Here is a 26,330-nt window from a genome sequence, read left to right on the forward strand (position 1 = left end):
GTTAAGATGACCAAAAATGAGAAAGTTACTCTTTACTTCTGTTTACGCTGGGTGTATTCTTCCACCATCTCAATCGTGACATGTTTACGAAGCGGAACAATTCCGCCTCGGGCAAGCTCATTCATTTTAGAAGTAATGGCATTGATCTCATCTGTTGAAAATGGTTCATTGTGTTCACATTTTTTCACAGCCGATTCAATCGCCTGCTCTCTTTTTTGTTCAAGTGCAAGAAAAGATTGGATATGGGCATGTTGTTTCTGTGAATGTGCAGAAATTTCTTCGTGTACACTCGTCATCGTCTATCAGCTGCTTTCTTTTTTATATAGTCTATCATGAATCATATCGTTTTCAACTGGTTCTTCCATTCATTTGTTTGTTCATAAACTTGTTCAATGATCGCCTGTTTTTCAGCATCTGTTGTAAGGCTCGTCATAAATGTCTGTTTTTGCTCATTGAGCTGTTGGAGAGCATCTTGTTCGTACCTTTCCGTATAGGTCTTCACTAGCTTTTCATATCTGCTCAGCAACTCTTCTTTTTCGTTATCTGCCCAACGTGTTGTCATTTGATGTAGAACATCTCGAATGGCTTCAATAAACGCAGCCTTTTCATTTTGTTCAAAAAAGGCTTTCGCTGATTTTTGTTTCTTTAAAAGCGGCTCAAATGGTGCAATCTCTGCTTCGACTTCAATTTGTTTTAGCTCAGCATTTTTCTCCTCAGGGGCTGACAGGCTGAGAGAAAAGTAAGGATCTTCCGCACATGCAGCCTGCATCCCTTTTTCCCACTCCTCCTGGAAATAATGGTGGATAAACGATTCCATTCGGATATCAAGTGCCTTGAGCTCCTGCACAAATTCAAATTCATACTCCTTTAACGCTTTCTCAAGTGCCTTTTTTAACTGCTGACCAAAATTCCCTTGAGATATGCCAGGATAAAAAGCCGACTTTAATAGATCATTCGCAAATAATGAAAGCCGCTGTACAATATGATAGAGCTGTTCATGCACGTCTTTTTTTACGCTTTCGGTCACAAGTTTAGACCGTTTCACATCTTGCATTTTTTCGAGAATGGCTTCATAGGATGTCTTGATGTTTTTCTTTTCAGCTTCTTTCTCATCTTCTGATTGATGCAAGGTCGCACGTAGTCTATCGACCGTTGTACATAATGTATTAGCTTCAAAATGCAAAAGTTCAATGGCATCTTTCGTTAATTCTTCCTCAATAAAATAGTCGAGCTGTTTTCTCAGTGTTGCATATTGATTATAAGATGTCGGCTCTTTCCCCTCGATCTCTTCCTTACTAGACACATGATGCAGGTTTGGATTGCGGATGCCTTCTTTTGTGAGCTCGCTTCGTACATAGTCAAATACGGTTTCAAGCTCTGCTTGATCCTTAGCCAAATCAGCTGCATTGATGATAAAGAACATTTTATCCATGCTAAAGGAATCTTTTACGAGTCCAAGCTTCCGTAAAAATGAGCGATCAGCTTTTGAGAAAGAGTGCTGATAATACGTTAAATAAAGAAGGGCGTCTGCATCCTTCATATACTGGAAGGCGATTTCTGTATGACGCTTATTCATACTGCTTGCACCTGGTGTATCGACAATCGTCAGCCCTTTATCTGTCAGAGGTGTACTTAAATACACCGTCACTTCCTTCACCACACAAGAAACAGATTCTTCCGCTACATAAGGCTTTAATTCTTGAAGTGTGACATGTAAATTGGTTTGGTTGTCAATGTCATCATGAAACTTGGCATAGGCTTGTAGAAAATGTTCTACAATGATTCGGTGATCCTGTTCGAGCTGCCGTTTTTTCAGCACTCTTTCCAGCTTTGCCTTAAACGAATCTCCTTTTTCTGTTGTGATCGAAAATCCAAGAATCTGATCGAGTTCCTCTAGAATGTCCTGCTTGGTTTTAAACACCACTTTGACACTTTCATGAGGATGATCTTCCGTAGGTCGTGTCAGTTTGTTAATTGTTGCAGTTGTTGGCGTAGGAGATGATGGTAACACCTTCCGTCCAACAAGCGCATTGGCAAAAGAAGATTTTCCAGAACTAAAAGCGCCAAATAATGCGAGTGTAAACTCTTTTGCCTGCAGCCGCTCTGTTCGTTTTTCAAAGGAATCTCTTTGAGACTTTAGAATATCTAAAGGCGATAAAATGCGGGAAAGCTCTTTAAATTGTGCAATCGATTGTGCTGTTGTTAAATGCTGCGATTGACGGTATTGATCGCGCTCTGTCCGTTCAGCAGCTTGATCGCTCTCTTTAACATGAATTGATGCGTGATTCTTCTCCAGCTGGTCGTGCTGCATCCATTGCTTTTTCGCATAAAACCAGTCGCCTGGGATATGATCATCCGTTCCGTTTTGCCAAATATCCCATAAATGCTGAATATCCTGTCTTATTTGTTCATTTTTTTCGTTATACTCCTCAAGGCTCTGAAGCTCTTGTTTCGCTTGTTTCCATTTTTCCTCTTGCTTCTCTTGTTCATTCCGGAGCTGGTCTTTCAAGGTCTCAATCATCTGTTCAATCAATTGAAGCGCTTGCTGTTTCACCTGTCTTTTCAATGCTTCACCAGCATCTTTCGCATATTGAAGAACGTATTCGTTAGAAAAAGTCGCCCCTTGGTGAATGACCTTTTCAAGCAGGGATTCTTCAACAGGTGTCTCAAATGCCATGGCTTTGTCTAATAACGCTTCCCCAAGCTGATGCTGTTTTATTTCTTTTTTGAGGAGCTCGGCAATGTGCCAGTCAACTTCCGCTTTCATTCTCTTTTTTACATCTGCTAAGAAATCACTTGCCCTTTTTTCCTTTTCCTGCTCGGTTTTATTTTTGGCAAAAAGTAAACCCACTTTAAAGCCAGGTGCTTTTGATTCGATATAGTCACTTGCAAGCTCTCGCATCTTAAATGGCGTGAGGTTTGCATTTTTTAAGATGTTCTCTACTTCAGAAGACACTTCATCTTCTACCTGCTTTGCACCATTTTCAATAAATCGGCGTTTCTCTTCTAGTTCTTTCACTTCATTCCTTTTTTCTTGAAGGTGCTTATCAAGGTCCTCTTCATGCAGTTCTTCTTTTAACGAGTCTATATGTTCTTTTAAAACATGTTCGATTTTCTGCTCTGTATAGGCTCGAAGTGATGCTTTAGGCATGGTTTGTAATTCTTGTAGCTTCTTCACTAAACGGATCATTTCGTTTTTTGGGTGTGCCTCATCCGTCACAGAAGTAAAATATAGATGTTCTTCTTCAATGCCTTCTTTTAAAAGCATCTCAACGACTTGTTTTTTGTAGTTTTCAAAAGTTGTCTCTTGTTCATCATGCCGATCCACTTGATTGACGATGAAATAAAGATTAGGCACTTTCTCTTTAATCGAGCGAATGAAGCGAATGTTTTCTTCAGAATGGACATGGTTATAATGAACGACATAAAAAAGAGCATCCGCTTGATGAAGAATCGAAGCAGCGGATAAAAAGTGCGCATGATCCGTTGAATCAATTCCCGGCGTATCAATGAGTGCCACTTTTTCTTCAAGTCCACTATAATCACCGCTAATTTCCACCATCTCAATTTGTTCCCCATCTTTACAAAAACGCTGCACCGCTTCTTTATCATAAGAACCGCTCATTTTTGCAAAGCGTCCATCAGACGTATGGAGCTGAACTTCACTGACCCCTTTCCTGACAACAACCAAGTTTGCACTCGTTGGAATTGGGCTTGTGGGCAGGATGTGATCATGAAGAAGATGATTCACTAGTGATGACTTACCAGCAGAATAGTGGCCGGTAAATGCGATATATACTTCTTCTTCAGCTTCCTTTTTCATAATAGATGCAAGTTTGGCTGCGCGCTCGTGATCATCCCTTTTCAGAAGGCTTTGATATAAAGCACCTGTAGTTTGAACGAGCGAATCTCGAATAGACAAGTCTTTCATGACGATAAACCCCTTTGTTTTTAGAAAAGTCAGTTATGTATGTGTACCATTTTACACAAAATAAAGAGATTTTTCTTCTGATCTGAGGAAATAAAAAAATCTGCTGCCCGATCAGTCGCAATGGACTGCAATCAGGAAGCAGATTTTTTTGAAACACCTTTTAATACGAAGCCAATCAATAAGCTGTATACACAGACCGTACCGAGTAAGAAAATCATTGTCATGTGATCACCGTCCATCCTTCATGATTGAGAATGTTTATCATTAATGAAAGTGTAGCACAATTGATAATGATTTTCAATATTAATTTAATAAATACTGATTCAGTGCTTTTTCTTCTGTTTGTATTCTGACCATCATCATCCATCCATTTAAACACGTAAACAAAATGGCAGTAATAAATGCGTTAAATAGCAGCGGAATGAACATCAGTTCAATCGCCACCACCACATAGTTAGGATGCTTTAACCAGCGATACGGCCCCTTTTTCACAATCATCGCATTTGGAACGACTAAGATTTTTGTATTCCAATACGTCCCAAGTGAACATAGTGCCCAGTACCGAATCACCTGGGTAGCAAGAAGGAACACAAGCAGCAATAGGAAAAAACGAGACGGTTGACGATGCAGCAGCCATGTCTCTCCAATAAGCGAGAGGAAAAAAGCTGCATGCATAGCGACCATATAAGGATAATGGCTTGCACCAAATTCAATTGCTCCGATCGCCTTCACCTTCTTTTCATTTCTTTTCGCCACAAGCATTTCAATGAGGCGCTGACAAATGAAAATGCCAATCACTATCCAGAAAATCATCACGAGAGCCCCTCCCATTTCATGAGCAATAATTCTGATGAAAAGCCTGGACCAAGTGCTCCGCAAAGCCCCACCTGTCCTGCATCTAGTGACTGATGTTCAAGAAAATGCTTCATGACATATAAAACGGTGGCAGAGGACATGTTTCCATGCTGTTTCAGAACCTCTTTTGAAGAAAATAGCTGATGCTCTTGTAAAGATAGGCTTTCAAGATAGGCATCAATCACTTTTTTTCCTCCAGGGTGAGCAAGAAATACGGATACATCCTCTGTTGAAAACCCTAGTTGATGTAAAAAGTGATCCACTTGCTCTTTTAACCAGCCAGAAATGATGGACGGAATGTCACGTGAGAAGATGACTCGAAATCCGTCGGCGGTAAAATCCCATCCCATCACATCCTCAGAATCTTTCATGGTCACTGACTGCGTGCCAAGCACTTTAGGAACCGTTTTTAACCGCGTATACTTAGAGGCGGCCTTTTCTCCAGTTAAAAGAACGGCCGCAGTCCCGTCACCGAACAGCGAGGTTCCAATTAAATTGCTTTTTGATTGATCTTGCGGCTGAAAAGTGAGGCTGCAAAGCTCGCAGGCAACAACGAGCACTTTCGCTTCTGGATACGCCCTGATGTATTCATAAGCTCGGGATAAGCCTGCCGCCCCGCCCCCGCAGCCTAACCCCCAAATTGGCACTCGTTTCGTATAAGGAGAAAATGGAAGAACATTCATCAGCTTTGCATCAAGACTTGGCGTTGATAACCCTGTACTGGAGATGAAAAACAAAGCATCAATCTCATCAAAAGGAACTGGCTTTGTAAGGAACGCTGTTTCATGCAGACAGTGAAAAACGGCTTCTTTCGCATGTGCCAATGCTTTTTCGATATAGAGGTTGTTTTTCTCTTCAAAAGAGTGATGTTCTTGATACCAATCAATAGGCTGTACAAACTGTCTGCTCTCTATTTCGCCATTATTAAAAGCTTTTAATAGCCGATCAATATCTTTAAACGATCGTTTAAATTGAGACCTTGCAAATTGAGCAGCTGCTTGCTGATCCACATGATGTTTTGGCAGACTTGTTCCAACTGAAAGAATGTATGCCATCGGCTTCACCTCTTTTTTCGGTTAATATCCCCAATCAAAAAAAGGATATACATGCCAAAACGACACAATTCAGTCAAAATATTTTCCTCCGTCTAACTTTTTGTCTTGACGACAATTGATAAATATTGGATAATATAGGTGAAAACATGATGTAGTTTTCCTCCTTCACAGGTTCGTTCCAAGCCAAGCGAACCTGCTTTTTTTATGCAATTTATGTTCGGTGATTTAATGAAAAAAAAGAACTCCGTTAATTGGGAGTTCCTCTGTGACATGACCTCTCTTATGAACATCTTAAGAGCAAACCCTCACCTAAATCTTTTCGAGGATTGACTTAATAAAAGCAGTTTTTTCATGTGCGTATTTGTGTTTGTCATTTCCATGTAATCTTGATAATTTAAGTTTAAGCTGTTGGTACTCACTTCTAGCTTGCTCATTATTTCTCAAGTAATCTCTGAAATTTAACTGTTCAAGTAAATACTTATTATGTCTTTGATACATATGGATTTGATGTGTTCGTGTTTCTCCTTTATTAAAGTAGTGTCTTTCAGGTAATACGTCTGTTCCTTTATATGAGTAACCGAGTCCTTCCAACGCTATTACACATTTTTCTCCATCAAAAAAATGTTCTATTTCAATTGCAATATCAATAATTGGCTTAGCGCTTAAACCTTTTACTGCCGTACTTCCAATATGATGTACATTGATTGTGTATGGACCAATATCAGCTATTATCTGGCGCTTTTCTTTTTCATATTCGTTTTTCCACTCCATAGACCAAGGCACTAAAAAAACTTCCCCTCTTGGTAATCCTAACATTTACTTATCCCACCTTTTATTAACACCCATTTGGAGAATGTTAATAAACCAACTTTATCATAAGTCCCATATGGAGAGAGCGGATAGATTTCAACAATCATCCTATTCGTTTAGATCTATTTCTTGGTTGATGTCATTCAAAACGATTCTTAACCATTCACTCTCATCTTATTTTATATCTAAAGAACAAAAATCCCTTCAACCGATTATTAATAGAGTTATTTAACATAGCTTTATGCAAAAAAACACCTCTCAAATGAGAAGAACCGTAGACAAACCCCACCTTTCATTTAAACATGAATGGATCACCTTTTTTTCTGATCAACACAAATAAATAACCATAAAATGCTAATTTATTTGATGATTTTATATGAAAAGGGGTTTTTTTCCTGTATACTTAATCAATATGAGCACCATGAAAAACAGTGAAAAAAGACAGAATCTACTACATGATTCGGCACAAAATTTAATTGATTGGAGTGATTGTCATGAAAAAGGTGTCCAAAAAACAAACACCCTACAACACGATATTTCTCTCGAAGATAATTGGTTTAGTGCTTCTTACACTGTTTCTCTTTTTTATCTGGGATATGTCTAAACCCCATTTGCAGGCGACAAATGGGCAAGCAACAATTGTTACTAGCAGTGACTTCCGAGACACAAGTATCAGTCTGAAAGCAAAAGATCATTCTGCAAGAACATTGGATCAACAATTTAAGACCAATCCAAACCAACAGACAACGAATAAAACGGTCTTTTTAACATTTGATGATGGCCCTTCTGCTACATCAAATCAGCTGTTAAATATCTTAAAAGCACATCAAGTGAAGGCGACATTCTTCATGCTTGGACCGCAAATCCAAGCTCACCAAGCAACTGTGAAAAGACTTTATCAAGAAGGACATCAATTAGGGCTTCATGGCATGACGCATGATATAAACCGCTTTTATCAGAACAGTGAGTCTCCCGCAAATGAAATGAGAGAAGCTCAGCTCATTCTTGCTTCTGTTACAGGCGTTTACACCCGTCTTGTGAGAACACCTTATGGCAGTGTTCCAAATTTAACATATGATCAAAAAGTACGCTTAAACCAATATGGCTTTATTTACTGGGATTGGACGATTGATAGCCTTGACTGGAGATATAAAAACTCACAATATGTTCAAGAGGTATTGAATCAACTGCAAATGTTTGAGAAAAATAAACCATGGGAACCAAAAGTTATTTTAATGCATGATCAACCCTCTACCACGAACTATTTAGATAGCCTGATTACACAACTAAAAGCAAGTGGCTATACATTTGCAGTCATTAACGAAACAATGCCGCCGGTACAACATTAATAGCGCTAATCACAATAAGCCCGTATCCAAAAGATGCGGGCTTTCAGCGTGTAGACAAACCCTCACACGCCCCTTCCTAGAACTTCAAAGGTTTTCTATCAAGCTGAAAAGAAGACAAAGAGCTAAAATAAAGATCATTTTAGCCCTTTGTCAACAATCTGAACACCTCTCCAAGAGAAGTGATTACATAACAGATTGCTTAGGTTCTTCCATTAGCTCCTGCTCTGTTTCTTTTTTAAAAGGAATCATGTGATAAATAATATGAAGCAAAATAGCGGTAAAGCTTCCGGCGACAATTCCGTTACTTGTTAACAATTTAATCGATTCTGGCAAATGCTCAAACATTTGCGGTACAACCGTTACTCCTAGCCCGATGCCAACTGAGCATGCGACAATGAGCAAGTTTTCTTGTTTTGCAAAATCGACGCGCGAGAGCATTTTAATCCCGTACGCAATGACCATCCCAAACATGGCGACCATTGCACCGCCTAGAACGGACTTTGGAATAATCGTTGTAAATGCCGCGATTTTAGGAAAAAGGCCAAATACCATTAATAATACCCCTGTCACCACAATGACCTGATTTTTCTTCACACCTGTTAACTGGATCAATCCAACGTTTTGGGAGTAGGCTGTGTATGGAAAAGCGTTGAAGATACCGCCTAATAAGACGGCAATTCCCTCTGCACGATATCCCTTTGCTAAATCCTTCTCTTTTAATGAACGATTCGTTAAATCTCCGAGCGCAAAGTATACACCCGTTGATTCGACTAATGACACAATGGCAACTAATGTCATTGTCATGATTGGTGCAAATTCAAAAGTAGGCAACCCAAAGTAAAAAGGCTCAATGATGCGGAAAACTTGTGCATTCGCCACTTCTGCCGTCTCCACCTTCCCTAAGAAAGTAGCAACTGCTGTTCCGAGTAGAATGCCGATTAAGATGGCAATGGCTTTCATGAATCCCTTTGTAAATCGATAAAGAAGAACAATGATAAACAATACAAGAAAAGCAAGTCCAAGATTCTCAAAAGAACCATAGTCTGCACTTCCTTCACCACCTGCCATATTGTTCATGGCGACCGGAATTAAGGTAATTCCAATGATCGTGACGACGGAACCTGTGACAACGGGCGGGAAGAATTTCACAAGCTTCCCAAAGAAAAATGAAAGAGCAATGACAATACACCCTGCGGCGATAATACTTCCATATATAGACGAAATTCCATATTTAGAACCAATCGCAATCATAGGAGATACCGCAGTAAATGTACAGCCTAGTACAACAGGCAAACCGATGCCAAAAAAGCGGTTTTTCCATACTTGAAGCAGTGTGGCGGCACCGCACATGAAAATATCTGCCGAAATTAAGTACGTCAGCTGGGCTGGCGTGAGCCCAAGCGCATCTCCAACAATGAGCGGGACAAGAACCGCACCTGCATACATCGCCAGTACATGCTGTATCCCTAGCGAAAGGGTTTTGGCTTTTTTAGCGGCACTCATGATTGTACCTCGCGTACAAACGTGACTTTTCCTTCCTCGAGCGATTCGATACGTGCGAGTGACTCGACTCTATAGCCCATTTGCACAAGTTCTTTTCTTCCAGGCTGGAATGATTTCTCGATAACAATTCCAAAACCAGCTACTTTTGCTTTCGCTTGCTTTGCGATGGCAGCTAGTCCCTTAGCGGCTTCTCCATTTGCTAAAAAGTCGTCGATAATTAACACACAATCATCCTCACTAAGGTGCGTGTTAGAGACAGCAATCGTACTTTCTACTTTTTTGGTAAAAGAATACACACTTGCTGTCAAAAGGTTATCCGTTAAAGTCAGTGATTGCCGCTTTCGGGCAAAAACAACTGGCACATGAAGGGCAAGTCCAGCCATTACAGCAGGTGCAATACCAGAAGATTCGATTGTGATAATTTTAGTAATTCCATCATGCTTAAATAATCTAGCAAACTCTTGACCGATCTCATGCATTAACACAGGGTCAATTTGATGATTTAAAAAAGCATCTACCTTTAGCACTTGATTTGACAGAACGATTCCTTCGTTCTCGATCTTTTGACGTAACAATTCCATCATTCTTCCTCCCAGCATATTAGCAACTTTCATTTTTTTGCATAAAAAAAGCATTGCTGTCCATTAAGGAGCAAGCAATGCGAAAACGATCCACGGGATCTTCAGCTCATACAAAAGCTGTTTCATTTTGCTCACTCATAGTCGGACGGTATCGGTGTCCGGTAGAAACTTGCGTGCCTTCATCACGCGATTATATGAGTGTTTCATAGTGTTCAAATTATAACAAGATTTCAGACGCTTGGAAAGCACTTTTCTAGAAAAATACCGAACTTAAATAATCATTAAGATTTAAACGTTCGTTTTTAGAATATTCAACCAGCAAAAAAGCACCCTTCTGATTAAAGGGTGCCTCAGATTGTTGACAAAGGGCTAAAATGAACTTTATTTTAGCCCTTTGTCTTCTTTTCAGCGTGATAGAAAACCTTTGCAGTCTAGGAAGGACGAGCACCGGAGCAGAGCGAATTTAACATTCGTGAGCACCAGCACGCAGGACTGACAACGAATGCGAGGGTTTGTCTACACGCTGAAGCACCCTTCTGATCAAAGGGTGCCTTTCATTTATGATAAATACAGTTTCGTGTACTTATCTGTTAAATAATCAATTAAGTATTGAACATTTAATTCTTCACCAGTTGCGTCTTGAATGATTTCAGATGGCTTTTTCCGTTTTCCATGCTGATGGACATGTTTAGTTAGCCATTCTTTTATCGGTGCAAAAGACCCATTTTGAATCAGTTCATCAAAATTCGGTAAATCTTTGATCATTTGCTGCTTTAATTGCGCCGCATACATATAACCAAGTGCATATGAAGGGAAATAACCAAAACTACCATCTGACCAGTGAACATCCTGCAAAATACCAAGCGCATCGTTAGGCGGCGTAATGCCAAGATATGCTTTATATTTTTCATTCCATAACGCTGGCAAGTCTTCAACGGCTACTTCTTCATTGAAAATGGCCTTTTCAATTTCATAGCGAATAATAATGTGAAGCGGATACGTGAGTTCATCTGCTTCAATTCGAATGTAAGTCGGCTTCGATTCATTCACCGCATGCACAAATTCTTCTAAAGTGACATCTTTAAATTGTTCAGGAGATGCCTCTTGCAGCTTTTGATAATACGTTTTCCAGAAATCTTCATGTCTGCCGATAAAGTTCTCAAAGAAAAGAGACTGTGATTCATGAATACCCATTGATGTGCCGTCACATAAGAGCGTTCCGCTCAGTGCCTCATCAATATTTTGTTCATAAATGGCGTGGCCGCATTCGTGAATGGTGCCAAAGATCGCCATGCGAAAATCGTGCTCATCATAACGCGTCGTCACACGTACATCCCCTCTGCTTAATGTCACAGCAAATGGATGAACCGTTGTATCAAGTCGTCCTGCGTCAAAGTCATACCCTAACTCTTTTAAGAAAAAGAGACTCAGCTCTTTTTGTTTGTCGATCGGGAAGCTTTTCGATAAAAATGATGTATCTGGTTTATTTGGCGAAGCTTCAATTTTTTTCACGAGAGGAACGATGGCGTCTCGAAGTGCGCCAAATTTTTGATCGAGTTGTTCAACCGTCATATCCGGCTCATAATTATTGAGCAGCACATCATATGGCGTTTTTTTCACGCCCCAGTATTGAATGAAACGCTTGTTAAAATCAATCAGCTGTTTTAAATAGGGCGCAAAGAGTGAAAAATCTGATTTCTCCCTTGCTTCTACCCAAACATGTTCTGCTTTTGATTGTAGAATGGAGTATTCTTTAAATTCTTCTTTTGGAATTTTACTGTTTTCATCATATTCTTTTTGCGATAATTCGAGTGCCTTCTGTGTGTCTTTTGACAGCTCTTTTTTTTCTTTATTTAAAGCAACAAGAAGATCTTTCATTTCATCAGAAGTCTTCATATTAAAGATATCGCTGGATAATTGACCGATGGTTTCTGCTCTGAAATCAGCGCTTTTTTTAGGCGCTTGTGTTCGAGAGTCCCAATAAAGTAAATGAAGCGCCTCTGTATAATGGGCGATTTTTCCTAGTAATTGATAAAACGCTTTCTCTTTTGATTCAAGACTCATGCGTTCGTTCCCCCAATCAATAAAATATGTATGTACGTTTCAAGGCTACTTCAATAAATGTTCTTTTGTCAATGAAAAAGGAGGATACGCTGCTCGTATCCTCCTTTTGTTGAATCATTTTCTATTATTAAGAGATCACTGGCCTCACTGGAAGAACGGATTCAATTTTACTTTGTAGCTCAATATCTTTCTGACTGCCAAAGTAAATATGAATGCTGCCAGCATCTTGGCTTGTCCGAATCAGTCTCCCAATGCCCTGCCTTAGACGAAGCAGCATGTACGGAAGGTCCACTTCAGTAAATGCATCTTTCGCTTCATTCCGTTTTGCTTCAAATACTGGGTCATGCGGTGGATATGGAAGTCCCCAAATGACCACATTTGTTAGAGACTGTCCTGGAATATCCAGCCCTTCCCACAAGTGAACGGAACATAACACAGATGTTTCATCTGCTTGGAACTTTTGAACAATGGTACTGATCTCCTCGTCTCCTTCAAAATACACATGGAAAGGCAGTGGTTCATTTGATGCATCGAGCTGCTTTCTAAATACATGCAGTTCATCAAATGAAGGGAATAAAATAAGAGATCGACCGCCATTTTCTTTTACCTGAGCCAGCACGTGCTGACCTTTTACATCTGACTCTGTCATTGGCTGCTGAATTCCGTGGAAATACATTTGCATTTGCTCCTCATAATCATACGGCGAAGCCACACTCATGGATAAATAATCTTTGATCCCAAGGCTTTCAGCTAAATAATCAAATGATTGATTTTCAGACAACGTAGCAGATGAGAAAATATAAGGGATTTTTTGTGAAAATACCTTTTCACCAAGCACCTCTGCTACCGTTTTTGGCATGACGACAAAGGTTGTATCTAATTCCTGCTTCTCCAGCCAGCTAATGGCATTTTTCTGATAAAGCGACAGAGAATACGCCATCTGTTCAATGTACTCTTCCACAACAGACAATTCATATTGATCAATTGTGTACATCTCTGATTCAAATACGAGCGCTTCTCCAATCTTCTCAAGCAAATCACATAATTCACTTGCTGAACGCTTCACCTCATCTACACGACCAATTTCAAGACGGTGTGATCCTTTGATTTCTTTGGCATTCGTTTTTAAGAGGTAAAAGAACTGATCGTTTGTTGCAAGTGCATCTTCAACAAGTTCTGCAAACTCTTCACGAATATCATTTTGCAAAAGACGCTCCAAAAACGTCTCAAGTGTTGATTGCTTCACTCGGTATGTTAGCGCTTTTTGTGCTGCAAATTCAAGAAGATGTCCTTCATCAAATACAACAGAGCTATGCTCAGGAAGGAGCGGCAGCTGTCCTTCACGTTTACGTGACTCCTTTGTCCATACATGCTCCATGTAAAAGTCATGAGAGCAAATGATGAGGTCTGTGGCTTTTCGGTAATGGTCTCTTGATAAATTCAAGCCACAGCGGTGCCGCATGTCGCACGTTAAGCAGTCCTGAAAAGAGTCATAACCAATTCTTGACCACTCATCATTTGTTAATTCTGGATACTCTTTTCGATCACCGTACGGATAAAATGTCTGCATCCCATGAGATTCATGAACAAATGAAGGAAGCGATTCATAAATGTCGAGCCACTTCTCATCATCTTCACGTTGCATCGTTTTCTCTAGTTTCTTTAAGCACAAATATTGATCATGCGATTTACTTAATCTCGCATCTATTTGAATATCAAGGTGATTGGCAATTTTATAGATATCACCTTCTTGTTTGACGAGCTGTTCAATTAACGTTTCGTCTGCACATGCAATGATCGCAGGTTTCCCTGTATATCTTGCATATGTGACCGCAAATAAAAGGTAAACGATTGTTTTGCCTGTGCCTACCCCAGCTTCGGCAAACATCACACTTTTTTCTTTAAAGGCTCTTTCTAACTGAAAAGCCATGAATATTTGTTCATCTCGAAGATCAAAGCCCTTTTCTGGCAAGATGTCATAAAACACATCACCAATCCAGTTGCCCAGTTCTTCGTAAAAATTATGTTCTTTTGTTAATGAAAAAGGCAAACGAGACGCTGTCACCTGCTTCAACCCCCAACTTTTGAATCATTCAGACATTCAATAGTACCATTTATGCTGGGGTATGACAATCTTTTTTTAAGAGCGCAGGCGATGTTGGTAGCTTTCCTTCATTAAAAATGCGTGCTCTGAATGGTCTATGTAGTTTTGAGCCATTGCTAAGTTCTCGATGGCTGCCGTAAGTTTAGCAGATTGTCCTGTTTCAATCCCTTCTATTTCTCGGGCTGTTGAAGCGAGTGCTTTTTGAATTAACTGAAATTGATCATAATGAATCATGAAGACACCTCTTTTTTTAAAATCAAGTTCAGTTTATTCCGTCCCGTGACGACTTATACCTTTTTAGCATAAAAAATCCACACCGTCTCGTGGTGTGGACATTTGTTATGATTCAGTTGTTTCTCTTCTAGGTCGGCGTTTTCCCCAGTATTGATAATAATCTGTTTTAATAAATCCATTAAACAGTTTTCTCTTTTTCGTCGCTTTTCTTCCGAAACACTCTTCGAATTTTTCATGTGACGTTAAAATGTAAATGGACCACGTATCTAGGTTTTTCAATGCTTCGCCCATGCCTTGATACATTTTTTCCACAGCTGGCTTATCGCTGAGACGTTCACCGTAAGGCGGATTTCCGACAATTACACCATACTCTTCTTTTGTTTGAAAGTCCTTCACTTGCATTTGCTTAAATTGAATCAGTTCACTAAGTCCAGCTTCTTCTGCGTTCAGTTTCGCAATCTCTACCATACGATGATCGATATCGCTCGCGATAATGTGAAGCGGCTGATCATAGTTCGCCTTTTCTTCTACTTCAAGGCGTGCTTTGTTCCAAACGTCCTCACCGATCCATTCCCATGATTCAGATGCGAACTCACGATTAAATCCAGGGGCAATGTTTTGTCCAATCATCGCTGCTTCAATAGCAATTGTGCCTGATCCGCAAAAAGGATCGACAAACGGACGGTCAGGTGTCCAGTTCGTTAATAAGACAAGCGCCGCTGCAAGGGTTTCTTTAATCGGCGCGCCTCCTTGATCTGCACGGTATCCACGTTTATGAAGACCCACACCAGACGTATCAAGCGTCAGCAATACTTTATCTTTTAAAAGCGCTACCTCGATTTTGTATTCAGGGCCTGTCTCTTCTAGCCATTCAGACTGTATGTTGTAAGATGATCTAAGTTTTTGCGCGATAGCCTTTTTGACGATGCGCTGACAATCCGGCACACTGGCAAGCTGAGATTTAACAGATTTACCAATGACAGGGAATGTGCTATTTTTCGGTAAAAAAGCAGCCCAGTCAATGGCTTTTGTCTGCTCAAAAAGCTCGTCAAATGTTCTAGCCGAAAATTCAGCAACTTGGACCTTGATTCGGTCTGCTGTACGCAGCCATAGATTCGCACGGCAGATGGCAAGCGCATCTCCTTGAAAAATAACTTTTCCGTTATCTACAGTGCACTCATACCCGAGGTCTCTTACTTCTTTTGCAACAATCGCTTCAATTCCCATTGGCGCTGTTGCGATGAGTGTATAGGTTTTCATTTGTTTATCACCTGTTTTCTCGTTCTTTTCTTAATCAAGATAAAAGCTCTCCATATGTAGAAATAGGAGAGCTTTGATTTCATCATGTTTATGATAACGGATATAACGTTCTGTAAGCCATGTTTTGTTCCATCGTACTACAAACGGCAAAAGCCTCGTACTCAGGTGGTAATCATCTATCTACAGAATTCTCTGTCCTTCTCTCCGTTTGGTTCCTTTGAGAAAGTTCCCCTACCAAGTTTGGGTTTCTCGCTCGAGGGGTTTACCGCGTTCCACTCTCACCATTTCTAGTGAGACTTCGTCACTGTGGCACTTTCAAGGATACTTTGCCATATCCTAAAAGGACGTAGGCATTTTTCCTGCCGTCAGCCTTTCCCAGGCTGCCCTGGCTTATTTTTTCGCCAGGCACGAACACTACGGGCATCTCAGCACCGTGCGAGCATGGACTTTCCTCTGCAATGTCAAAGCATTACAGCGATTACCCGAACGTTAATCAACATGCGTTATTATAAACGACAATGTCATCTGACACAAGCTTTTTTGGTATTACTCAATCATAAAGTTTGCTACCGAAAACGTGTTTCTCAAGATTAGATAGTCTTTTTAAAATATCAAAGTTTGTTGTATTGGACTGTGCAGGCTGTCTTTTCCCTTGCTCAACCGCTTCTTCAAGCTGTTTTGACAAGTGAAGGTTTTCTTGTTGGAGTTTTTCAATTTCTTGATGGAATGTCTCATAGTCTTTAATGACCATATCTAGAAATTTATCGACTTCTTCTTGTTTATACCCTCGGACACCTGTTTTAAATTCTTTTTCTAAAATTTCTTTCGCAGAAAGCTTTACTTTATCAGCAAGCATCTTTTTCACCTCATATCGTGAATTCATAGTATATTTTTTCAGAAATACGTGACGTTGTCAAATTTTCTCTTGCTTTTAGTCAAAAAACGGATCTTCCGCCTCAACCTGTGCTCTTAAATCATCCATTGTGATATACATTATTGGGTAGTCGGTATAGGTTTCAGCTTCTTTGATCATATATTTTGGCGAGCCTTCGTGCTCGGGATCATATAAGACGAGAAGGCCGTCCGTTTTTTCAATAAAAAAGCGGTTCTTTTGTTTAAATTGTGCCGGACTTTCATACGGTCTATGCGTGACACTTTCTACAAAATCAGCTTGTGCAAGAACGCCTTCATACAGCTCTTTATTTTGTTCATTCCAGCGCTCTTCCTGTTCATAAAATGGTGTAATGACAGCAAGTTTTAAATCTGGAAACTCCTCTTGAAGCTCAAAGACCACTTCAGCTGTCCATATTTCTGCCCCTAACTGACCTGAAATGAGCACCCATTCCAGCCCGTCTTCAATGAGTGCCGTCAGCCTTTTCCGAAGTTCCGCTTTTATGTATTGAAGTGCAGGCTCGTCTTGTTTGAAGATCCCAAGCTCAAATGGCTTGTACCCTGTGACAGCAATAATTTTCATTTTTTCACCTGCTTTTAAAAAAAGGGACTTATAAAAGTCCCATTTCACTTTATCTGTTACAGCAAGGTCCACCGCAGTTAAAGTGTTGATGTGTTGCCGGGTCCACCTGAGAAAACGTATGCGGGAAGTAGTGAACATGTTGGAAATTTTGGTGATGAACATTTGTTACATGCTGCGGGTGGATGTGCGGCACAATTGTAGTTGACTCACTATGCGTACAGCAGTGATTCGTTGGATGTACAATTGGCTGTGTAACATTTGGATTGCAATGATGATGATGGTACATGTAGCATTCCCCTCTCCTTGATTTTCTTACATTAACAATGTATGAATCAAGAGGTGTACATGTACTAATGCATTAACCTATTTTAAAAGTTTGCAAGAAAAACATCTTTATAGTTTGAAAACACAAACGCGACCAATATGACAACAAGAAAAAACAAGTAGAAAAGACCCTTATACATGCTCTACGCTCCTCATTCAATATCTAACGTTATTTTACAGGATTCGTGACTTTTCTACAATAAAAGTGCTAAACAATTTTTATTTTCGGCCGAGAGCCGAACGTTGTCATTTTTTGCGCTTTCCCAGGCAATAATTTCATTGCCCAGCTTTTCTTAAGAGCCGCTTTTCTCGCTTGTCAAGTTCCACAATGTCTCGTTCACTTAAAGACGATTGTGATAACAATGTTTGGGTAATGGAAAGGGCTGCTTTAGGATCTTTTTGACGGTGTTCTTCATACTTTGCTAGCTCTACACCCGCTTTTAATCTTACATGAACATCACTTGATTCAAATAGACGCCTCCATATGCATGCCGCTTCATCCCATTGTTTTAATCGCTTATACTGTAATGATAGATCATAAGCTGCTTGATCCGCATGCTCAAACGCTGCTCCCGTTAATTCTTGCAGGTGCTTTGTTGCTTCCTGCACATCGCGGTGAGCAAGATGCCACTTAGCTAATGCATATTTCTCATCGTCTTCCTTCACCGCATCTTTGGATAAGATTTTTTTAGACAAATGAATGTAGAGACTGATTAACGATAAGACATCAAGTTCATTGTGAGTCAAAATTCCTTCAATCAGTTTCGGGTTTTGTTCCTTTAAAAAGTGAAAATAGATCATTGGTGCGAGGAACCCCGGTGTATCTCCCTCTCGATTGACGTGCAGTTCCTCTTTTTCTACAACCGAAAGAGCCATACGCTCATATTTATGTTTCCACAATCTCCTTGACCCATGCAGAAGGTCAAAATGACCAAATTCAGGTAGAGCAGGTATTTGATCGCGTAATAATGTATGCCTCGTTTTGACTTGAGGCCAGTCAAATGATTTTCCATTATATGTCACAAGCGATTCAACATCCACCTCACTAAGAAAGCTTTTATAAAGTGCCGCTTCATTTCCTGGATTCGTGAGCAGATGTTGTTTTACCACCACTTTATCTGAATAAACTCTCGCATGCCCAAGCAGAAAAATCATATTTCCCGTTCCGCCAGATAGTCCTGTTGTTTCTGTATCGAAGAAAAATAGCTCGTGAGGCTTGTAGCCTTTTGCAGAAAGAGAATGCTGAATCTCACTTTTGTTCCATGCACTCACCATCTCCGGCAGTTCTGCAAATGAATATCGCCCATGCTGATGGTCAAGTGGATAGGTCACTTCCCGAATGAGGCAGAAAGAGTCTTCAAAGTAGTAAGGAGCTGCACTTAATTCCCCCCACTCTTTTAGAAATGGAATGGTTTCAGCCGTCACAGTGTGCGTTTGTTCCTCTTTTACTGCCACACGCTTTTCATCTGACTGATTGTGTGACAGGTGTTTTTTCATTCTGTTTAATTTTCCTTTTAATGACATGAGTACGTCTATTCCCCCTTCCCTTAAAATCCTGCCATCAATTGAATGATACTGCTTTTTCCATCGATCTCTTTCATTTCCATGCCAATACAAGATGGACAGCCGTTCTCGCAGCTGCATCGCTCAATCAGCTGAGTGGCTGCACGAGCAATTTCATCAAAGCGAGCCTGGACCTCTTTACTTAAACCGATTCCACCTGGGTAATGATCATATAAAAATACGGTCGGTTTCCCCGTATGGGCTGCCTTTATTTGAGAAATGACATGAATGTCTGAATGGTCACACATGACAAACGCCGGAACAATATGCTGAAGAACATTGGCAATACCGAGCAAGAGCTGTTCAAGTGTTTTTTCTTCAAATGTCCGCTCTGCTTCATGTAATTCAAACCAAGCAGCACTCGTATGAATCTCTTCTTCAGGTAAGTGAATCGGGCCGGAGCCGATATTTTCACCGGTTGATAATCGAATTTTTTTGAAAATGGTCGGCATTGCATTGACGGTCACATCACCGTAGTGAACAGATACCGCTTCCTTCTCTGTTGTCTGATCAATTTCAAGCACCTTGAGCTGAACCGCTAAATTCGCATCTGTATAGTATTCTACATCGACTTGTTTCACATAAGCCTTAAGGTGTTCATAATCTAGCTTTTCCACTTGATACTGAACCCCTTCATGTAAATAAATCGCTTCATCATGAAGTAAGGTCATCGCACTGAATCGATCCATCTCCCCAATAATTCGAACGTTCGCTACATCGGATTGATCGACAATGACGACATTTTCCTGACTTGCAGATCTCAGACTGATCCCATGAGCCGGGAACGATTGATCTGACCAATAATAACGGTTCCCGCTGAAATGAAGAACCCCTTCTTCATGTAAGTATTGCAAGATTTCTTCTACTTCCATACCGCCAAACTGTTCATCTTCTCGAAACGGTAGCTCGTAGGACGCACATTTTAGATGATCGACTAGGATGATAAGGTTCTCAGGATTGATTCTTGCCGATTCAGGTGGTCTGTTAAAGAAGTATTCAGGGTGTCTGACAATATATTGGTCAAGTGGCGATGAGCTTGCGACCATGATAATGAGTGCTTCCTCATGACGCCTTCCAGCTCGTCCTGCCTGCTGCCACGTACTCGCTACACTGCCAGGATATCCGGTCATGATACAGACTTTTAGCTGTCCAATATCTACTCCTAATTCTAGTGCGTTTGTGCTGACAACACCTAGAATGTCTCCTTCCCTTAAGCCTTTTTCAATCATGCGCCGCTCTTTCGGCAAATAGCCCCCGCGATAACCACGGATCGATTTAGGACCAATTTCTTTTTTCACTAGTTCTTGAATATGACTTAGAATGACTTCAACTCTTACCCTACTTCTAGCAAAAACAATCGTTTGAATTTTTTCTTTTAAAAATGTTTTAGCGAGCTGATTCACAACAGTGGCCGCACTTTGTCTAATATTTAATGGCTTATTGACGACTGGCGGGTTGTAAAAGACAAAATTCTTTTTACCGCTAGGCGCTCCGTTGCGTTCAATGAGATGCACCTTGCTTCCGGTCAGCTGCTCTGCAAGCTCTTTCGGATTCGCAATGGTCGCTGAAGTACAAATAAAGGTCGGGTCACTTCCATAAAATGCACAAATTCGCTTTAGTCTGCGAATGACATTGGCAACATGACTGCCAAACACGCCTCGATATGTATGAAGCTCATCAATGACAATATACTTTAAGTTCTCAAATAAACTGACCCATTTCGTATGATGAGGTAAAATCGCTGAATGCAGCATATCTGGATTTGTGATGACAATATGTCCTGCCTGTCTGACGCGCTGGCGAATCGCTGGGGAGGTGTCCCCGTCATAGGTTTCACTGTGAATTGGAACATCCATCTCATGAATGATTTCGTTTAATTCACTTTTTTGATCTTGCGCAAGTGCTTTTGTTGGAAATAAATAGAGGGAGCGGCTTGTCTGATCTTCTGCGATCGACTGAAGAACTGGCAGATTGTAGCAAAGCGTTTTACCTGAAGCTGTAGGTGTCACAGTCACCACATTCTCACCATCCATCACACGTTCAAAGGCTTCCTTTTGATGAATGTACAGTTCGCTCATACCTCTTTTTTCAAGCGCCACTTTGAGCCTGTCATTTACTCTTTCAGGAATTGGAGAAGTCAGTGCAGGCTTCGCTTCAATTTCATGCCAATGCTCGACCTGTTCGTCTTTTTTTAAATCTTCTATGAGTTCGTTCATTGTTTTCTTCTTCATCTGGTATCCACCTCTCATTCTAGTGTACCGAATATTTGTTTGCATGACTAGGCGGCAATTTTTTGATGCACCGCTTGTGAGCAAATATTTTGATGTGTTGTAACAATATCTATTACACTTCTATAGTGAAATGATTTTATCAAGGAAGAAGATGATCAGATTGAAAAACGAATTTAAGCCTTTATTTGAACCTTTTACATTCCCAGGGGGTGCCTCTATTGATGGCCGTTTAGTCGTTGCACCAATGACACACTTCGGTTCTCATGAGGATGGCACGATCTCAAAGGAAGAAATTGATTTTATTACCGCTAGATCAAGCGAAATGGGCATGGTCATCACCGCATGTGCAAACGTGACGCCAGATGGTAAGGCGTTTGAAGGACAGCCTTCTATTGCAAGAGATGAAGATATACCTGGCCTTCAAAAGCTTGCTTCTGCGATTCAAGCGAAAGGAACAAAAGCCATTATGCAAATTCATCATGGCGGCTCTCAGGCTCTCCCTCATTTAGTCCCAAACGGTGATGTCGTTGCGCCAAGTGATGTATTTAAAGATGGAAAACAAATTGCGAGAGCTTTGACAGAAGAAGAAATTCCTCACATCATCGACTCATTTAAAGAAGCAGCAAGACGCGCGATCCAAGCAGGATTTGATGGGATCGAAATCCATGGAGCGAACGGATATTTATTACAGCAATTCTACTCCCCGCATAGTAATCAGCGTACAGATCAATGGGGCGGAAGCGAAGAAAAGCGTCTCGCATTTCCAATTGCAGTAGTAGATGCAGTGAAAGAAGCAATCAAAGAGCATGTAACAAAACCATTTATCTTTGGATACCGATTATCACCTGAAGAACCAGAAACACCTGGTTTAACCATGACAGAAACATTTACTTTAGTAGACGTACTTAAGACGAAAAACCTTGATTACTTGCATATTTCTTTAATGGAGATTGACGCTAAAGCAAGACGTGGTGCTGATACAAGTAAGACGCGGATGGAGCTATTAAAAGAGCGCTGTGGTGACACGCTTCCACTCATCGGTGTCGGCAGCGTCATTACAGCTGAGGATGCACTGAATGCATACAATCAAGGGATTCCACTCATCGCTGTTGCAAGAGAAGTCATTGTTGATCCCGATTGGGCAGTAAAGATTAAAGAAGGCAGAGAAAACGAGATTGAAACCGTCATTAAACGCAGTCAAAAAGACAAGTACTTGATTCCAGAAGGTTTATGGACTGTCATGGAAGCAAGTAAAGGCTGGGTTCCAATGGAGGATTAATCTCCTCAATCAAAAAACTACCCTATCAACTCAGGGTAGTTTTTTTGGATTATTTCATTTTCACTGTAAAAAGTTTGGACGTCTGCTTTTCTACAGAGCCCTTAGGTTCTTTGGTAAGATGTTCTACTAAATCACCATTCATGATGACAATTGGTGTCACTGTGCTTGCCGCTTTTTCTTCAATCAGCGCTAAATCACACGTAATGAGAGGATCACCTGCTTTCACTTTATCCCCTTCTTTTATGTGTGCTTCAAAGCCTTCACCATTTAATCCAACCGTTTCAAGTCCGATATGAATCAGAAGCTCAAGCCCCGAGAGTGTTCGAATCCCAATTGCATGTTTTGTATGGAAGAGTTGAATAATTTCACCATCTACTGGTGACACAATGGTGCCGTTTTTTGGTTTTACAGCTACGCCGTCTCCCATCATCTTTTGAGAAAAAACGGGATCTGGTACATCGGTCATATCCATTAACTCTCCATCAACTGGAGAATAAATGACTTCTTCCTTTACATCATCTTGGTTTTTTCCGAAACCGAATAATTTTTTCAGCAATGTTCATTTGCTCCCTTCAAGCTTTGCTTCTAGATCTATTTAGCGTATAAACACCTTCACGCCCATACACCTTGCTTCATTCAACACTATTTAATCATAATTTTTTCCTCTCATCAATTGATAACCGCCTGAGCCCCTTTTGCATAGGCTATAGATGAGAGGTGATTCAAATGAAACATGAAAGTGAAAAGAAACACGAGTTGTTAGCAAATGAAGACATTCTATATGAAGCGATTGAACAATTTTTTGCATCATCGCCGTTTCACGACATTTTAAATAGTGCAGAGGCGCTGATGACCACGAGCCATTCACTTGCATCCATTACAACCGATGTGACAGAAGATGATCAATATGTATATATTGAGATTCGATTTCCAGACCATTTTGTCGAAGGTGATATCGCACTAGAAGTGAAAGCGCAATATTTACACTTATCGGTACAGGAAAAAATCAAAACAGACATGACTTCCTCCTATTCGAGCTTTACCAAAACCATTTTAATGCCTGCAAAAATAGATGAAACCAATATGAAGAGCGTTTGGAAAGATCAATCTCTTCGTGTGACTGCGCCAAAACAAACAACCCAATAGATGTATATCTATTGGGTTTTGCTATGCTTTAAAAATGCTTGTAAATCCTTTCGCCAATGAGCCCACTTGATTCATTGTACTCATCATTTGTCCAGCAGTATCAAACATTTTATTAAAATCGTATTGCCCATTCGTTTTTTTAAATTGTGACAGCACACTTTTAAATTGAGATGATTGCTGTTTTTGTGGCCTTGGCAAAGGATAAGGATTCATAGGTTGCTGCATAGGCATCATGCCCGGCGGCTGCATTTGCGGCTGATTCATTGCTTCAGGCTGCGGCTGATAAGGCTGGAAGTTTTCCTGATATCCAAAAGGCGGCTGATAGCCTGCAGACGGCGGCTGGTTCATTTCACCTTGATATGGGGGCATGAAATATTCTGGAGGCTGCGGAGGCTGCTGCATATCTGGATACGGAAAAGGCCGTTGCTGAAATTGATTCATTTCATAAGATGGCTGGTTTGAATAAGGGAACATGTATCTCGCTCCTCTCGCTCTGAAAACATATTGAAGTCAATGATATATTATGTTCAGGAAGCAGAAGATGTGCCTACAGCAGCCATAAGAAAAACGCAGGCTGTTTCATCAGCTGCGTTTGTTGATTTCTTCTATTAAAAGGTTCAGTGTATAAATTACTGACTCAACTAAATTTTTCACACGAGGTGCATGCTGTTTGCCAAAATAAGATTGCAGCACAACCTCTTTTCCATTTTCTTGGACGGCTTCAAGCTGTTCTTGATGTAAGTATCTAGGTTTGGCCTGATGAATAAATGAGGTAGCAGCAGTAAGCCACTCTTCCATTTGCTGATCAAATTTGACAACGGCCGGCTGAATATCGTTGTAAAAATCATAAACTGGGTATTCCTCTTCTGCCTTTCCCTTTAGGTACTGCTCGTATGCTTCTTCGATCCACGTGATCAACTCTTGTGTATGTTTCAGTAATGTTTGATTATCCAAAGTGTTCACCTCTATGAACCATCCTATCAAACGTTTACTTATTGCTCAAATAGAAAAGCTATCCGGCGTGATATGCGGGTCTTGCCGCCAGCTTATACTCTGCTGCATGAATTTTCAATTCACATTCCTTCACTTCAGATTCAAGACGGTCAATGATTTGTTCTTGCTCCTCTACGGCAGCGTTTTTTGTTTTTTTGACAGCTAAAGACAGTTCTTCTTCCACCGCATCAATCTTTCGCTCAATTTCCTCTAACAACTGCATAATGGATTCTTTTGATACAAATTCGCTCATCATCAGATTCCTCCTTTATCATCTCTCGTTACATTCTCTTTTCTTTTGCTCCCTCCTTCATACATGACAAAACTAGAACTAAATCGCCAATCTAAGTGAACATAAGCGCAATTTCTTCCATTTCGACACGTGCTTGTCCTTCTTTGTATGATCGCGTCCGATTGTGTAAATTCTAAGGACAAAGGAGGTAGATGTCATGAAAAAGCAGCAAGCACCAAAAGAGCAAAAAACAAAAGGGAAAGAAAACAGTACAGATCAGCTTGATAAAAAGCTCGGCGGCCCTAACCGTCCATCCACGTAAAAAAAGCAGGTACCCCCTGCTTTTTATTTATGCAAAAAATAGTGTTCTAATGAGAAAAGAAAACGAAGCTGCCTTTTTTTATGAAAATACCAGTCGGTCAGCTCAATTTGTTTTGGTAAACGCTCTGCTTCAAACAAGGATGGACTCAATTTCTTTTGAAACCAATCTTCCCTTTGATCGTCTAATGAATGTGTCATGACTGGATACACCGTTCTGAGGAAAGGGCTTGACCTTCGCGCAATCCCTAAAAACGGTTCAAAATCAAATCGAGATCCCGTATGTGGCACGGTATGCAAAAAATGATAAAAATCCGAAAACAAATCGGCTCGAAACAATAGTTTTGCTAGTTTTTTCCCTAACGTAATGCGCTCTTTTACTTGGGAAAACTTTCGTATGGTTAACCCGTACAAATGCCCGTCTACTGTCGGAAAAACGACGGTTTGAAAATGTGCCCACTCGCTGAAAAGATATTGAATCGAGTGAAAAACATTCTTTTTCAGTAGAGGATTTTGTATAATAGGAGATTGTATAGTATATTGTTCATTTATGATGAGTGCATGCAGCAGTCGCTCTGTGTCACGCTTTTGCCAAAATCGTTCCCACTCAGCGCTCATAAAACGAGACACACCGAAATGGGGCAGCAGATGAAATAAAGGTTTGCGGCACCTTTTTGACCATTCATACAAGAGAAGCTGCGGGTAAGCATCTGAAAAGATCAGCCAATTCGCTCTTTCATATGCTGTAAAGAACAGATGCCCTTGCTGATCCGTTAAACCCGGATGGAAGAGCTCGCCTTTTAAATCTGTCATCGACCATCCAGCATTTCTGGAGACAAAAGAAGCAAGCAGAGACCATTTCATCTCTGGATGACGGTCATAAAAGCGCTTGTACGCATTTGTCCTTGTCAGGTTGTCCTTATTTTTCGCTTTCGTTTCATGTAAAATATGCTGGGTAATCATGTGCTCTTGTTGTGACAACATGGTGATCTCTCCAATACAAAATGCATTAAAAGGAGGCTGA

The 26,330-nt window shown here is 40.5% G+C and carries 26 protein-coding genes, 1 other RNA gene and 1 riboswitch; of the genes, 4 read left to right on the forward strand and 23 right to left on the reverse strand.

What is annotated here, in order from left to right:
- Positions 1-32 precede the first annotated feature (32 nt).
- The 6 genes from MHB38_RS10480 to MHB38_RS10505 all read right to left on the reverse strand — a co-directional run bounded on the left by MHB38_RS10480 (position 33) and on the right by MHB38_RS10505 (position 6,657).
- Positions 33-296, reverse strand: coding sequence for a YpbS family protein (locus MHB38_RS10480; protein WP_008346351.1), 264 nt, complete (start codon positions 294-296; stop codon positions 33-35).
- 41 nt (positions 297-337) lie between these two features.
- On the reverse strand, positions 338-3,931 hold the full coding sequence (locus MHB38_RS10485; RefSeq protein ID WP_079919903.1) for a dynamin family protein: 3,594 nt from the start codon (positions 3,929-3,931) through the stop codon (positions 338-340).
- Positions 3,932-4,062: 131 nt separating this feature from the next.
- On the reverse strand, positions 4,063-4,170 hold the full coding sequence (fbpC, locus tag MHB38_RS10490; RefSeq protein ID WP_306172627.1) for a Fur-regulated basic protein FbpC: 108 nt from the start codon (positions 4,168-4,170) through the stop codon (positions 4,063-4,065).
- A gap of 64 nt (positions 4,171-4,234) precedes the next feature.
- Positions 4,235-4,744 (reverse strand): isoprenylcysteine carboxyl methyltransferase family protein, encoded by a 510-nt coding sequence (locus MHB38_RS10495; RefSeq protein ID WP_017367476.1) that lies wholly within the window; start codon positions 4,742-4,744, stop codon positions 4,235-4,237.
- A complete protein-coding gene (locus tag MHB38_RS10500; RefSeq protein WP_017359717.1) occupies positions 4,744-5,841 on the reverse strand; it encodes a type III polyketide synthase in 1,098 nt (365 codons plus the stop codon). The genes MHB38_RS10495 and MHB38_RS10500 overlap by 1 nt, the downstream gene beginning before the upstream one ends.
- Positions 5,842-6,150: 309 nt before the next feature.
- Positions 6,151-6,657 (reverse strand): GrpB family protein, encoded by a 507-nt coding sequence (locus MHB38_RS10505; RefSeq protein ID WP_098680800.1) that lies wholly within the window; start codon positions 6,655-6,657, stop codon positions 6,151-6,153.
- Between the two features lie 488 nt (positions 6,658-7,145).
- Between MHB38_RS10505 and MHB38_RS10510 the strand changes: the two genes are divergently transcribed.
- On the forward strand, positions 7,146-8,000 hold the full coding sequence (locus MHB38_RS10510; RefSeq protein WP_341003344.1) for a polysaccharide deacetylase family protein: 855 nt from the start codon (positions 7,146-7,148) through the stop codon (positions 7,998-8,000).
- A 183-nt stretch (positions 8,001-8,183) separates the two neighbouring features.
- On the opposite strand, the gene pbuX is transcribed toward MHB38_RS10510, so the two are convergent.
- From pbuX to MHB38_RS10570, 12 genes are all read right to left on the reverse strand, one after another.
- On the reverse strand, positions 8,184-9,503 hold the full coding sequence (gene pbuX / locus MHB38_RS10515) for a xanthine permease PbuX (RefSeq protein ID WP_341003346.1): 1,320 nt from the start codon (positions 9,501-9,503) through the stop codon (positions 8,184-8,186).
- A complete protein-coding gene (gene xpt, locus MHB38_RS10520; protein WP_008346333.1) occupies positions 9,500-10,084 on the reverse strand; it encodes a xanthine phosphoribosyltransferase in 585 nt (194 codons plus the stop codon). The genes pbuX and xpt overlap by 4 nt, the downstream gene beginning before the upstream one ends.
- 118 nt (positions 10,085-10,202) lie before the next feature.
- Positions 10,203-10,302, reverse strand: a riboswitch (purine riboswitch).
- Positions 10,303-10,642: 340 nt separating this feature from the next.
- Positions 10,643-12,148, reverse strand: a complete 1,506-nt coding sequence (locus MHB38_RS10525; RefSeq protein WP_341003348.1) for a carboxypeptidase M32 — start codon at positions 12,146-12,148, stop codon at positions 10,643-10,645.
- Positions 12,149-12,275: 127 nt separating this feature from the next.
- Positions 12,276-14,213, reverse strand: a complete 1,938-nt coding sequence (locus MHB38_RS10530) for an ATP-dependent DNA helicase (protein ID WP_048001897.1) — start codon at positions 14,211-14,213, stop codon at positions 12,276-12,278.
- 75 nt (positions 14,214-14,288) lie between these two features.
- Positions 14,289-14,486 (reverse strand): hypothetical protein, encoded by a 198-nt coding sequence (locus tag MHB38_RS10535; protein WP_017359721.1) that lies wholly within the window; start codon positions 14,484-14,486, stop codon positions 14,289-14,291.
- A 105-nt stretch (positions 14,487-14,591) separates the two neighbouring features.
- Complete coding sequence (locus tag MHB38_RS10540) at positions 14,592-15,746, reverse strand: THUMP domain-containing class I SAM-dependent RNA methyltransferase (RefSeq protein ID WP_017359722.1); 1,155 nt, start codon at positions 15,744-15,746, stop codon at positions 14,592-14,594.
- Between the two features lie 108 nt (positions 15,747-15,854).
- Positions 15,855-16,236: RNase P RNA component class B (gene rnpB, locus MHB38_RS10545), an RNA gene on the reverse strand.
- A 60-nt stretch (positions 16,237-16,296) separates the two neighbouring features.
- Positions 16,297-16,602 carry a cell division regulator GpsB gene (gpsB, locus tag MHB38_RS10550; RefSeq protein WP_008344631.1) on the reverse strand — a complete coding sequence of 102 codons (306 nt, stop codon included), beginning with the start codon at positions 16,600-16,602 and terminating at the stop codon, positions 16,297-16,299.
- Positions 16,603-16,677: 75 nt separating this feature from the next.
- A complete protein-coding gene (locus MHB38_RS10555; protein ID WP_202394241.1) occupies positions 16,678-17,220 on the reverse strand; it encodes a DUF1273 domain-containing protein in 543 nt (180 codons plus the stop codon).
- A gap of 49 nt (positions 17,221-17,269) precedes the next feature.
- Positions 17,270-17,506, reverse strand: a complete 237-nt coding sequence (cotD, locus tag MHB38_RS10560; RefSeq protein WP_072368252.1) for a spore coat protein CotD — start codon at positions 17,504-17,506, stop codon at positions 17,270-17,272.
- A 314-nt stretch (positions 17,507-17,820) separates the two neighbouring features.
- Positions 17,821-19,068 carry a ribonuclease H-like domain-containing protein gene (locus tag MHB38_RS10565; protein WP_017359725.1) on the reverse strand — a complete coding sequence of 416 codons (1,248 nt, stop codon included), beginning with the start codon at positions 19,066-19,068 and terminating at the stop codon, positions 17,821-17,823.
- A gap of 23 nt (positions 19,069-19,091) precedes the next feature.
- Positions 19,092-21,338 (reverse strand): DEAD/DEAH box helicase, encoded by a 2,247-nt coding sequence (locus MHB38_RS10570; RefSeq protein WP_341003353.1) that lies wholly within the window; start codon positions 21,336-21,338, stop codon positions 19,092-19,094.
- Between the two features lie 160 nt (positions 21,339-21,498).
- On the opposite strand from MHB38_RS10570, the gene MHB38_RS10575 reads away from it, so the two are divergent.
- Positions 21,499-22,617 carry an NADH-dependent flavin oxidoreductase gene (locus tag MHB38_RS10575; protein WP_025207530.1) on the forward strand — a complete coding sequence of 373 codons (1,119 nt, stop codon included), beginning with the start codon at positions 21,499-21,501 and terminating at the stop codon, positions 22,615-22,617.
- A gap of 49 nt (positions 22,618-22,666) precedes the next feature.
- On the opposite strand, the gene MHB38_RS10580 is transcribed toward MHB38_RS10575, so the two are convergent.
- Positions 22,667-23,173 (reverse strand): PTS sugar transporter subunit IIA, encoded by a 507-nt coding sequence (locus MHB38_RS10580; protein WP_065460619.1) that lies wholly within the window; start codon positions 23,171-23,173, stop codon positions 22,667-22,669.
- A 170-nt stretch (positions 23,174-23,343) separates the two neighbouring features.
- Here MHB38_RS10580 and MHB38_RS10585 point away from each other — a divergent pair, with 170 nt between their 5' ends.
- Positions 23,344-23,763 (forward strand): Hsp20/alpha crystallin family protein, encoded by a 420-nt coding sequence (locus MHB38_RS10585; protein ID WP_144740044.1) that lies wholly within the window; start codon positions 23,344-23,346, stop codon positions 23,761-23,763.
- A 21-nt stretch (positions 23,764-23,784) separates the two neighbouring features.
- On the opposite strand, the gene MHB38_RS10590 is transcribed toward MHB38_RS10585, so the two are convergent.
- The 3 genes from MHB38_RS10590 to MHB38_RS10600 all read right to left on the reverse strand — a co-directional run bounded on the left by MHB38_RS10590 (position 23,785) and on the right by MHB38_RS10600 (position 25,009).
- Complete coding sequence (locus tag MHB38_RS10590; RefSeq protein WP_017359729.1) at positions 23,785-24,237, reverse strand: YppG family protein; 453 nt, start codon at positions 24,235-24,237, stop codon at positions 23,785-23,787.
- Positions 24,238-24,345: 108 nt separating this feature from the next.
- A complete protein-coding gene (locus tag MHB38_RS10595; RefSeq protein ID WP_225310452.1) occupies positions 24,346-24,726 on the reverse strand; it encodes a YppE family protein in 381 nt (126 codons plus the stop codon).
- 49 nt (positions 24,727-24,775) lie between these two features.
- Positions 24,776-25,009, reverse strand: coding sequence for a DUF5446 family protein (locus tag MHB38_RS10600; RefSeq protein WP_231131595.1), 234 nt, complete (start codon positions 25,007-25,009; stop codon positions 24,776-24,778).
- Positions 25,010-25,205: 196 nt separating this feature from the next.
- Here MHB38_RS10600 and sspM point away from each other — a divergent pair, with 196 nt between their 5' ends.
- Positions 25,206-25,310 carry an acid-soluble spore protein SspM gene (sspM, locus tag MHB38_RS10605; protein WP_017359731.1) on the forward strand — a complete coding sequence of 35 codons (105 nt, stop codon included), beginning with the start codon at positions 25,206-25,208 and terminating at the stop codon, positions 25,308-25,310.
- Between the two features lie 23 nt (positions 25,311-25,333).
- Here the strand turns inward: sspM and MHB38_RS10610 are convergent, their stop codons facing one another.
- The gene (locus MHB38_RS10610) at positions 25,334-26,290 is read right to left on the reverse strand and encodes a DUF2515 domain-containing protein (RefSeq protein WP_017359732.1); all 957 of its coding nucleotides are present in this window, start codon (positions 26,288-26,290) and stop codon (positions 25,334-25,336) included.
- Positions 26,291-26,330: the final 40 nt, after the last annotated feature.

Source organism: Bacillus sp. FSL K6-3176, assembly GCF_038003325.1.
GTDB classification, from domain to species: domain Bacteria; phylum Bacillota; class Bacilli; order Bacillales; family Bacillaceae; genus Bacillus; species Bacillus altitudinis.

Excerpts from the sequence above, each read along its gene's own strand:
- MHB38_RS10480 (WP_008346351.1), bottom strand. The coding sequence starts at position 296 with ATGACGAGTGTACACGAAGAAATTTCTGCACATTCACAGAAACAACAT.
- MHB38_RS10505 (WP_098680800.1), bottom strand. The coding sequence starts at position 6,657 with ATGTTAGGATTACCAAGAGGGGAAGTTTTTTTAGTGCCTTGGTCTATG.
- MHB38_RS10500 (WP_017359717.1), bottom strand. The coding sequence starts at position 5,841 with ATGGCATACATTCTTTCAGTTGGAACAAGTCTGCCAAAACATCATGTG.
- MHB38_RS10540 (WP_017359722.1), bottom strand. The coding sequence starts at position 15,746 with ATGAAAACCTATACACTCATCGCAACAGCGCCAATGGGAATTGAAGCG.
- sspM (WP_017359731.1), top strand. The coding sequence starts at position 25,206 with ATGAAAAAGCAGCAAGCACCAAAAGAGCAAAAAACAAAAGGGAAAGAA.
- MHB38_RS10485 (WP_079919903.1), bottom strand. The coding sequence starts at position 3,931 with ATGAAAGACTTGTCTATTCGAGATTCGCTCGTTCAAACTACAGGTGCT.
- fbpC (WP_306172627.1), bottom strand. The coding sequence starts at position 4,170 with ATGGACGGTGATCACATGACAATGATTTTCTTACTCGGTACGGTCTGT.
- MHB38_RS10570 (WP_341003353.1), bottom strand. The coding sequence starts at position 21,338 with ATGAAGAAGAAAACAATGAACGAACTCATAGAAGATTTAAAAAAAGAC.
- MHB38_RS10610 (WP_017359732.1), bottom strand. The coding sequence starts at position 26,290 with ATGTTGTCACAACAAGAGCACATGATTACCCAGCATATTTTACATGAA.
- cotD (WP_072368252.1), bottom strand. The coding sequence starts at position 17,506 with ATGTACCATCATCATCATTGCAATCCAAATGTTACACAGCCAATTGTA.
- MHB38_RS10525 (WP_341003348.1), bottom strand. The coding sequence starts at position 12,148 with ATGAGTCTTGAATCAAAAGAGAAAGCGTTTTATCAATTACTAGGAAAA.
- MHB38_RS10535 (WP_017359721.1), bottom strand. The coding sequence starts at position 14,486 with ATGATTCATTATGATCAATTTCAGTTAATTCAAAAAGCACTCGCTTCA.
- xpt (WP_008346333.1), bottom strand. The coding sequence starts at position 10,084 with ATGGAATTGTTACGTCAAAAGATCGAGAACGAAGGAATCGTTCTGTCA.
- MHB38_RS10600 (WP_231131595.1), bottom strand. The coding sequence starts at position 25,009 with ATGAGCGAATTTGTATCAAAAGAATCCATTATGCAGTTGTTAGAGGAA.
- pbuX (WP_341003346.1), bottom strand. The coding sequence starts at position 9,503 with ATGAGTGCCGCTAAAAAAGCCAAAACCCTTTCGCTAGGGATACAGCAT.
- MHB38_RS10590 (WP_017359729.1), bottom strand. The coding sequence starts at position 24,237 with ATGTTCCCTTATTCAAACCAGCCATCTTATGAAATGAATCAATTTCAG.
- MHB38_RS10495 (WP_017367476.1), bottom strand. The coding sequence starts at position 4,744 with ATGATTTTCTGGATAGTGATTGGCATTTTCATTTGTCAGCGCCTCATT.
- MHB38_RS10510 (WP_341003344.1), top strand. The coding sequence starts at position 7,146 with ATGAAAAAGGTGTCCAAAAAACAAACACCCTACAACACGATATTTCTC.
- MHB38_RS10555 (WP_202394241.1), bottom strand. The coding sequence starts at position 17,220 with ATGAAAATTATTGCTGTCACAGGGTACAAGCCATTTGAGCTTGGGATC.
- MHB38_RS10565 (WP_017359725.1), bottom strand. The coding sequence starts at position 19,068 with ATGTCATTAAAAGGAAAATTAAACAGAATGAAAAAACACCTGTCACAC.
- MHB38_RS10585 (WP_144740044.1), top strand. The coding sequence starts at position 23,344 with ATGAAACATGAAAGTGAAAAGAAACACGAGTTGTTAGCAAATGAAGAC.
- gpsB (WP_008344631.1), bottom strand. The coding sequence starts at position 16,602 with ATGCTTGCTGATAAAGTAAAGCTTTCTGCGAAAGAAATTTTAGAAAAA.